General features: G+C 66.5%; 9 protein-coding genes. 6 read left to right on the top strand and 3 right to left on the bottom strand.

What is annotated here, in order from left to right:
• Entirely contained in the window at window positions 1-915 is a 915-nt protein-coding gene (locus ACM0M4_RS14845) for a LysR family transcriptional regulator (protein WP_054375898.1), read from the bottom strand.
• Window positions 916-1,315: 400 nt separating this feature from the next.
• On the opposite strand from ACM0M4_RS14845, the gene ACM0M4_RS14850 reads away from it, so the two are divergent.
• The 3 genes from ACM0M4_RS14850 to ACM0M4_RS14860 are packed head-to-tail and all read left to right on the top strand — an operon-like array spanning window position 1,316 to window position 4,690.
• Window positions 1,316-3,490, top strand: a complete 2,175-nt coding sequence (locus tag ACM0M4_RS14850) for an FUSC family protein (protein ID WP_003160355.1) — start codon at window positions 1,316-1,318, stop codon at window positions 3,488-3,490.
• Window positions 3,480-3,689 carry a DUF1656 domain-containing protein gene (locus tag ACM0M4_RS14855; protein ID WP_003116901.1) on the top strand — a complete coding sequence of 70 codons (210 nt, stop codon included), beginning with the start codon at window positions 3,480-3,482 and terminating at the stop codon, window positions 3,687-3,689. The genes ACM0M4_RS14850 and ACM0M4_RS14855 overlap by 11 nt, the downstream gene beginning before the upstream one ends.
• Window positions 3,686-4,690, top strand: coding sequence for a biotin/lipoyl-binding protein (locus ACM0M4_RS14860; protein ID WP_003113071.1), 1,005 nt, complete (start codon window positions 3,686-3,688; stop codon window positions 4,688-4,690). The genes ACM0M4_RS14855 and ACM0M4_RS14860 overlap by 4 nt, the downstream gene beginning before the upstream one ends.
• A gap of 36 nt (window positions 4,691-4,726) precedes the next feature.
• On the opposite strand, the gene ACM0M4_RS14865 is transcribed toward ACM0M4_RS14860, so the two are convergent.
• Complete coding sequence (locus ACM0M4_RS14865) at window positions 4,727-4,972, bottom strand: hypothetical protein (protein WP_003113070.1); 246 nt, start codon at window positions 4,970-4,972, stop codon at window positions 4,727-4,729.
• A gap of 261 nt (window positions 4,973-5,233) precedes the next feature.
• Between ACM0M4_RS14865 and ppk2 the strand changes: the two genes are divergently transcribed.
• A complete protein-coding gene (gene ppk2 / locus ACM0M4_RS14870) occupies window positions 5,234-6,148 on the top strand; it encodes a polyphosphate kinase 2 (RefSeq protein ID WP_003089666.1) in 915 nt (304 codons plus the stop codon).
• An 86-nt stretch (window positions 6,149-6,234) separates the two neighbouring features.
• A complete protein-coding gene (locus tag ACM0M4_RS14875) occupies window positions 6,235-6,702 on the top strand; it encodes a hypothetical protein (protein ID WP_016253400.1) in 468 nt (155 codons plus the stop codon).
• 16 nt (window positions 6,703-6,718) lie between these two features.
• On the opposite strand, the gene pvdS is transcribed toward ACM0M4_RS14875, so the two are convergent.
• Window positions 6,719-7,282, bottom strand: a complete 564-nt coding sequence (gene pvdS / locus ACM0M4_RS14880) for a pyoverdine signaling pathway sigma factor PvdS (RefSeq protein ID WP_202070590.1) — start codon at window positions 7,280-7,282, stop codon at window positions 6,719-6,721.
• Window positions 7,283-7,925: 643 nt separating this feature from the next.
• Between pvdS and pvdG the strand changes: the two genes are divergently transcribed.
• A complete protein-coding gene (gene pvdG, locus ACM0M4_RS14885; RefSeq protein WP_054375897.1) occupies window positions 7,926-8,690 on the top strand; it encodes a pyoverdine biosynthesis thioesterase PvdG in 765 nt (254 codons plus the stop codon).
• The last annotated feature ends 72 nt before the right edge of the window (window positions 8,691-8,762 follow it).

Below are 8,762 nucleotides of genomic sequence, written 5' to 3' on the forward strand. Positions count from 1 at the left end.
TCAGCCGTTGCCCCAGGGCGGGATCGACAGCGCCTGCTGGAGATGCTGGATGAACGCCTTGACCTTCGGCGACATCGCCGCCGCCCGCGAATACATCGCGTAGATCACGTCGTCGAGTGGGCGCAGGCCGGGCGCGGCGTCCACCAGGCGGCCGTTCTTGAGGTCCTCGGCGACGATGAACAGCGGCAGCAACGCCAGTCCCTGGCCGCGCAGGGCGGCGTCGCGCATGGCCTGGCCGTTGTTGCTGCTGAAGCGTCCGCGTGGCGAGACGGCGCGGGGCTTGGCGCCGGGGAACGCCGGTTCGAAGGTCCAGACCTGGCTCGGCGTGGCGTTGTTGTAGCCCAGGCACTCGTGCTGCATCAGTTGTTCGAGGGTGTCCAGCGTGCCGTGGCGTTCCGCGTAGCCGGGGCTGCAGCAGACCACCCGCTGGCTGTTGGCCAGCGGCCGGGCGATCAGCGAACTGTCGTCCAGGCGGGTGACGCGGATGCTCAGGTCGTAGCCTTCCTTCTCGAAGTCGGTGAGGCGGTCGTCCATCTGCAGGACGATCTCCAGGCGCGGGTGCTGGCTCATGAAGTCGGCGATGATCGGCGACAGCCAGAGGGTGCCGAAGCTCATCGGGGTGACGATGCGCAATTCGCCGCACAGGTCGTTCTCGCGCAGGGCGACGATCTCCGCGGCGTTGTTGAGTTCCTGCAGCGAGGCCTTAGCGGCCTTGTAGAAGAAATGCCCGGCCTCGGTCGGCTCGACGTTGCGCGTGGTGCGATAGAGCAGGCGGACGCCGAGGCGTCGTTCGAGATCGCTGACACGCTTGCTGATCACCGACTTGGACAGGCTCATGCGCTCGGCCGCCGACGTCACGCTGTTGAGTTCGGCGACGTTGAGGAAGGCTTCGATATCGTCGAAACGCAGGCTCATCGGTGGGCCCACGATACAGTGGCAATCGCTCGACGCATTCTCGGCTCCTCCTGGTCGTTTTCCTTGGGCTTTCTATCCGCTTGATTCGCAAGCTAAATCGATCCAGCCCTGAGCAAGCTTACCCAATCGAAAGGCGCCGCAGCGTTCGTTCTCAGCGAAAACGGTTTTCGCCTGGACGCGCTACCGGGAAGGCCGTCGGGGCTTTTACCCTGTAACCGCGACTCGTCGCTCCGTGGCCGACCGCACCTGCCCGCCCCCGTAGGCGGCCACGGATTTCCTTGCGCCTTCTAGACTGGAAGCGAACCCGCCGCATGAACCCCGAACGAGAAACCAGCATGTCGAGTCGCTTCATCGCCGCCTGGTCCGCGGCCAACCGTTGCCTGGAGGTGTGGGGCCGGGCATGGAAGGGCTGAAATTCTACGCCCGCTTGCTCTGGCGGCCGCCGCGGGAAACCCTGCTGTTCGCCCTGCGCACCGTCGCCGCCGGGCTGCTGACCCTCTACCTGGCCTTCCTCTTCGACCTGGAGCAGCCGAAGTGGGCGCTGATGACCGTGGTCATCGTCAGCCAGCCGCTGGCCGGGATGGCTCTCAAGCGCAGTTTCGCCCAGGTCCTCGGTACCTTCGCCGGCGCCGTGGTGGCGGTGCTGATCATGGCGCTGTTCGCCCAGCAACCGTTGCCGTTCTTCGTCGCCCTGGGACTCTGGCTGGCGCTCTGCACCGCCGGCGGCACCTTGCTGCGCTACACCGACTCGCACGCCTTCGTGCTCAGCGGCTTCACCGCGGTGATCGTCGCCGTGCTGTCGATTCCCGATCCGGAAAACACCTTCATGCTCGCCGTGGTGCGGGTCACCGAGACCCTGCTGGGCGTCGCCTGCGTGGCCCTGGTCAGCCTGCTCAGCGCGCGACCGCAGGCGGTGGCGAAGGGCTACTTCGCCCAGGTCGACGGCCTGATCCGCAGTACCGCGCGGCACGCCGCGGCGGTGATCCGCGGCGACGAGGGCGACGAGTCGTTCAACCAGCGGCAGATGCAACTGGTCGCCAGCATCACCGCGCTGGACGGCCTGCGCCGGCACCTCTATTTCGACGCGCCGAACCTGCGCCGCGCCGATGGCCTGGTGCAGTTGCTGGGTAACCTGCTGGTGCTGATGGCCTCGCGGCTGTTGCTGCTGCGCCAGCATCGCCTGCTGGTGCGGGCGCACTGGGTCGGGCCGTTGCCGGCGGATATCCAGGCACTGCTGGATCGTGCGTTGCGGGTGCTGGACGCGCTGGCCGAGCAGGGGCGGGCGGTACCCTCCGAGGTGCTGGAGGAGTTCCAGGCGGTGCGCCAGGCCTTCGATGCCGCGGCGACGCGCGCGGAGTCCTACGACGAGGCGCTGAGCCCGGCGCTGCGCCCGCAGGTGGCGATCCTGCGCTGGGAATACGCGCGGCTGTTCCAGCGCCTGGGCGAAGTGCTCGAACTCAACGATGCGATCCAGTCCGGCCGCCAGGCCAGCAGTTTCTACCGCCGTGGCCAGGCGCAGGCGCTGCACCTGGACTGGGCGCTGGCCTCGATGAACGCCGTGCGCGCTTTCGTCGCCTTGTCCTGCGCCGCCTGGCTGTGGATCACCAGCGCCTGGAACGGCGCCCTCAGCAGCCTGCTGCTGGTCGGCGTGATGTGCTCGCTGATGGCGACCTTCCCGCGTCCGCTGCTGGCGGCGCAGAACTTCCTGCGCGGGCTGCTGCTGGCGATCCTGATCTCAGCGGCGCTGCTGTTCGTGCTGTTGCCGGCATCCGCCGACTTCGAGTGGCTGGCGCTGTGGATGGCGTTGCTGCTGTACGTGGTCGCGGTCGGCCTGAGCAGCCCGCTGAGCGCCGGGATCGCCATGGGCATCGGCCTGGAGACCCTGCTGATGGTGGCGCCGCAGAATATCGCGGTCTACTACAGCAACGCTTCGCAGTGGTTCGAGTTCGTCGGCGGCTTCCTCGCCGCGGCGGTCCTCGCCGTGCTGGTGTTCGCCCTGGTCTATCCGTTCCGCGCCGACCCGCGCCTGCGCCGGCTGCTCTACCTGTCGCGCCAGGACGTCGCGGAAATGTCGCGCTGCGAGGCCAGCGAGGCGCAGCGCTTCGCCTTCGAGACGCGGATGATCGATCGCCTGGCGGTGATGGTCGGCCTGCTGCCGGCGAGCCAGGAGCCGGCTGCGGCGGAACGTTTCCAGTGCGCCCTGGGCTGCGTGGTGATGGGCGTGGCGTTGAACCGCCTGCGCGAGCCGCTGCATGACGCCGGGGTGGTGCCGCTGGAGTTGCAGCCGCTGCTGGGCGAGGCGCTGCGCGAGGTCGCCGCCTACATAGCCGGCGGCGCGGACGCCCCGCGGCAGGACCTCGCCCTGGCCGCCCTGCGGCGTTTCGGCCGGGGCCTGGAGGCCTTGCTGGCGCAGCCGTCGAAGGACCTCGGGGCGACGCGCCAGCGCTTCATCATGAATGTCGCGGTACTGATCCTGCAGCAGTCGCTGCAACGCTATCGGACGTTGCTGGAGGAGGACCGCGGCGCACCGGCGGTCGTCGAAGAACCAGAAGAGGAGGGCGGACATGCCCGCTGATGTCGAGGTCGGGGGCGCCTACCTGCCGCCGATCGCCCAGGCGCTGCTGCTGGCCTGGCTGATCCTGCTGCTGCTCAACCCGCTGTTGCGGCGCTTCGGCGTGTTGCAGCGGGTCTGGCACGAAGCGCTGTTCCAGGGCGCGTTGTACTGCGCGATCTGCGCCGGTCTGATCCTGTGGATGGGAGAGATGTCCCGATGAACCTGTTGCAAGGCAAATGGCCGCGCCTGGCCACCCTGCTGGCGGTGCTGGTGGCGGCGGCGCTGGTGTTCCTCGCCTGGGAACGCTACACCCGCACGCCCTGGACCCGTGACGCGCGGGTCCGCGCCGATGTGGTGACGCTGTCGGCGGACGTTTCCGGGCTGATCACCCGGTTGCCGCTGAGCGACAACCAGCCCGTGGAGAAGGGCGAGCTGCTGCTCAGCATCGATCCGGCGCGCTATGAACTGGCGGTGCTGCGCGCCGAGCGCGCGGTGAACGTGGCGCGGGCGGCGCTGGGCGAGTCGCGCGCGGCGATCGAGGCCAGCCAGGCCCAGTTGCGCCAGCGCCGCAGCGAGGCGCAGCGGCGCTCGGCATTGCAGAAGCGCTCGATGCTATCGGTGGAAGAGAACGAAAAGGCCCAGACCGACGTCAGCCTGGCCCAGGCCGAGTTGCTGAGGAACCAGGCCAGCCTCGGCCTGGCCCAGGCCAACGTGGAGCTTGCCGAAGCCGCCTTGCAGCAGGCCCGTCTCGACCTCGAACGTACCCAGGTGCGCGCCCCGGTCAGCGGCTACGTGACCAACCTGCAGACCCGCGAGGGCGACTACGCCCACGCCGGGGTGCCATTGCTGGCGCTGGTGGACCGCGATTCGTTCTATGTCAGCGGATACTTCGAGGAGACCAAGTTGCCGGGCATCCACGTCGGCAGCCGGGCGCGGGTGGAACTGATGAGCGGCGAGCGCTTCGACGGGCGCGTGCAGAGCATCGCCCATGCCATCACCGACCGGGAGAATGCCGAGGGCTCGCGCCTGCTGGCGAACATCAACCCGAGCTATACCTGGGTCAAGCTGGCCCAGCGAATTCCGGTGCGCATCGCCATCGATCCCGCCTATCGCCAGCGCAACACCTTGCGCGCCGGCGTGACCGCGACCATCCGGGTGCTGCCCGCGGAGGACACCGCGAAAGTCGATTCCGCGGCGCCCGGGACTGCCTTGCGGCCTTGAGTCAGGCCGAACCGGTCAGTCTGTGCCGGTCATGGCTCAGGGTTGTTCGCGGACGATTTCCGCCAGGTGCAGGATCAATCGCTCGTCAGCCTGGTTGCCGCTCTGCTGGCGGAATTGCCTGGCCTCCTCGCGGGCGCGCTGGAAGGCCGCATCGACGCTGGCCTGGCCATGGCTGTCGCGAATCCACAGGTAGAGGCCCATGACCAGGCTCTGCAGGGTGGCCAGGTCGCTGCTCTGGGCGTTCAGCGCATCGATGAGTTGCTGTTTGGAAAACGCTTGCATGGTCGATCTCCGATCAATGGCGCCGCAAGGGCGCGGTTCGCCCCGGCGGTCGCCGGGGTGCGCGGAGCATGTGGAAAGTGCGGAGAGGCTGGCCAGCTTAGGCCAAGTCATTCAAATGATTAGGGAATTTTCTGACTTTCAGTGACCTTTCGACTGTTTTCGACGGCGGGCGATCGCTACGTTTTCATCGAACCGTCACCAAACCGTCATGAAGACGCGCCTAGCATTCGCGGTATTTCGGCATGACGTGGAGAGCAGCGCATGGACTCCTATGGCGATACCTCGGGCCGCATCGGTCGCGACTGGCTCGATCGACACGACGAAGAGCTGGAGCAGGAACTGCTCGACGACGAGCTGAACCTGGACGAGCTGTTCGGTCCCGAGCAGGAGGATGCGCCCGGCGAATTGAGTCGGCGCCGCTATTTCCGCGAACTGTTCCGCCTGCAACGGGAACTGGTGAAACTGCAGAACTGGGTGGTGCACACCGGGCACAAGGTGGTGATTCTCTTCGAGGGACGCGACGCGGCGGGCAAGGGCGGCGTGATCAAGCGCATCACCCAGCGCCTCAACCCGCGGGTCTGCCGTGTCGCCGCGCTGCCCGCGCCGAACGACCGCGAGCAGACCCAGTGGTATTTCCAGCGCTACGTCTCGCACCTGCCGGCCGGCGGCGAGATCGTCCTGTTCGACCGCAGCTGGTACAACCGCGCCGGGGTCGAGCGGGTCATGGGTTTCTGCAACGACGAACAATACGAGGAATTCTTCCGCAGCGTGCCGGAGTTCGAAAAGATGCTGGCGCGCTCGGGCATCCAGTTGCTCAAGTACTGGTTCTCCATCTCCGACGCCGAGCAGCACCTGCGCTTCCTCAGCCGTATCCACGATCCGCTCAAGCAGTGGAAGCTCAGCCCGATGGACCTGGAGTCGCGGCGGCGCTGGGAGGCCTACACCAAGGCCAAGGAAACCATGCTCGAACGCACCCACATCCCCGAGGCGCCCTGGTGGGTGGTACAGGCCGACGACAAGAAGCGCGCGCGGCTGAATTGCATCCACCACCTGTTGCAGCAGATGCCCTACCGGGAAGTTCCGCAGCCGCCGGTACACCTGCCGGAGCGCCTGCGCCACGCCGATTACGTCAGGCATCCGACGCCCGGCGAGATCATCGTGCCGGAAGTCTATTGATGGCCGTTCGGCCGGACGCCGGGCTGGACGGGTAAATTCGCGGCGGGATGCGACGTTACTCAGGCAAGCCCCACGAGTAGCCGGCCATGCTTCCGTCTCCAGCCTCCAGCCTGTCGTTTCCGTCGCCCCTCGAGCGCCGCGAGGCCGATCCATATGCCCGCTGCGACAGGCAGCGGCCTGCGTGCAACGAGTCGCACGAACCGGCGCAGGAGCGTCCTGAACCTGTCGCGACCTGCGCATTCATCGAGGAGGAGCGCCGGCGTGGCGATCCCACGGGCTTGCTTTACGCCCTTGGGCCGCGGGAGCGGGGAGAGCCGGAGCGGGTGGCGGAGTGGTTGGCGGCGCTGGTCCACCATTTCTACCTGGACGGTCCCGTTGAGCCGCCGAGGCCAACGCTGGGAAAGGCGCGCTGCGAAACCGCGCCGGGCCTTTGCCGCTGCTGCGGCCAACCCTTCGATTTTCGCCACAAGCGCGCGGCGCTGTTGCTGCTGGGAACCCATTTCGCCGCCAGGGCCGAGGCGCAGGCGGCGTCGGTGCGCCGCTACCGGCGCTGAGGAATGCTCGCCGCCGTCAGCGGCGGGCGCTGAGATGGGTGACGTTGTCGCCCTGGCGCTCGGCGGTGACCTTGCGGCAGTGCACCAGGGCGTCGCGGATCATGAAGTTGACCAGGATCGGCGAGACGCCCAGTTCCTTGGCGATGTCCTTCTGTGGCACGCCGTGCAGGCGGTACATCTCGAAGGCGTAGCGGGTGCGCTTGGGCAGCTCGGTGAGGGCATCCGCGATGTGTTCGAGGGTCGCGTAGTTGATGTGCGAGGTTTCCGGCGAGGCGCCCTGGATCACCACGTTCAGGCCTTCTTCCTCCGGCCCCGAGTATTTCTGTTCGAGCGCCTGCTTGCGGTAGTGATCGATGGCCAGGTTGCGGACGATCTGGAACAGGTAGCTGAGCTGTGCCTTGAACGACGAAGTGATCTGCGGCGCCGACTGGAGCCTGAAGAACGCATCCTGGACCACATCTTCGGCTCGCGAGCGGCAACCGGTAATGCGGGCGGCGATCTTCACCAGGATCGTACGGTTATCGACGAATGCCTGGAGGAGCGGGGTATCGCATCTGCGGGTAGACAGTTGTTCCGACATGGAAATCACCTTGCTGCGGAGGGGGCTGCAGAGCACTGGCGGTGGGGTAAGACCCACACATGGCGCAACAAATTATGTTGAATGATAATGATTGTCAATTACGAAGAAATAACCAATCTCACCTTTATTCGTGAATGGTCCGCATGCTGGCAAATAGCCGCTGCGAATGATGGAGGGGAGAAATTCTTCGGCGTTTCAGAAGGATGGCCGCGCCAATGTTGCAGTCATGCGTCGCAGACGAAATTTTTTTAATAATCTTTAGGAATCAGCTAGTTAGAAATCGGTATTGAATGCCTCGCCGCTCCTGCCGGCGTTCCGCGCAAGAACTGCGCTAAGGCGCTGCGACAACCGTTCCCGGCTGCTCCATGGCGTACATCGCTATCGCCGATGCGGCGATAGCGCCGGGCACAACCCATCAGAATGGATAGGGGTTGGCGTCCTTTCGCGCAATGCTCCGCGGTTGCCCGGAGATTGCGGTTACATGCGCTAATTATTTGCCGTTGTTATCCGTTCCCCTCTGTGACAGCGCGGGCAGGTGCCCGGCGCCCCGGCGTGCGCAGCAGGAGACGGAAATGCCGATCGATCATGGGAAAGCGCTCTGCCCCGGACGAGGGCCACGACAGCGGCGCAAGGAGGTCGGCAGGTGAGCCCGGCCGTTTCCCTGCAATTGTTCTGCCTGCCTTATTCGGGGGCCAGCGCCACGCTGTTCCGCCGCTGGCAGCCCAGCCTGCCGGGCTGGATCCGCTTGCTACCCCTGGAATTGCCGGGGCGCGGCCTTCGCTTCGGCGAGGCCCTGCATACCGATGCCGCCAGCCTGGTCGCGCAATTGGCCGGCGAGCTGCACGGCACCCTCGACAGCGCTTCTCCCTACGCCTTCTTCGGCCACAGCCTGGGCGGGCTGCTGGCCTTCGAACTGGCCCATGCCATGCGCCGGCGCGGCCTCGAAGGGCCGCTGGCGCTATTCCTCTCCGGCGTATCCCCGCCCGCCGAAAACGATGTCAGCGGCTACCGGCGCGCCAAGGCCGACGCCGAACTGGTCGCCGCGTTGCGCGACTACCGGGGTACTCCGGAGGCCGTCCTCAACGATCCGTCGCTGATGCAGATGCTGTTGCCAGTGGTGCGAGCGGACTTTCTCGTCACCGGCAGCTACCGCTACCAGGCGCATGGGCCGCTGGACGCGGCGCTGCACCTGTTCGGTGGACGCGAGGACAGCCTGCGCAGCGCCGAGTTGCTCGGCTGGCTGCATGAGGCCGGGGGCGACTTCACCCTCGACCTGCTCGACGGGCAGCACTTTTTCATCCGCGAACAGCAGGGGCAGTTGCTGCGCCTGCTGCGTCGCTACGCCGGCCAGCATCTGCTGCGCTGGCACAAGGACAAGGTCCGGGGAAGCATCCGCGCCGCCAGTTGAGGGGCGGCCGCGACGACTGTTTCCGGAGACTCACTAGAACTCGATTGCAAGCCGAATTCAGGCAGGAAAACA

The sequence above is a fragment of the Pseudomonas sp. 18-147 genome, from assembly GCF_051048045.1.
In the GTDB taxonomy this organism is placed as follows: domain Bacteria; phylum Pseudomonadota; class Gammaproteobacteria; order Pseudomonadales; family Pseudomonadaceae; genus Pseudomonas; species Pseudomonas aeruginosa.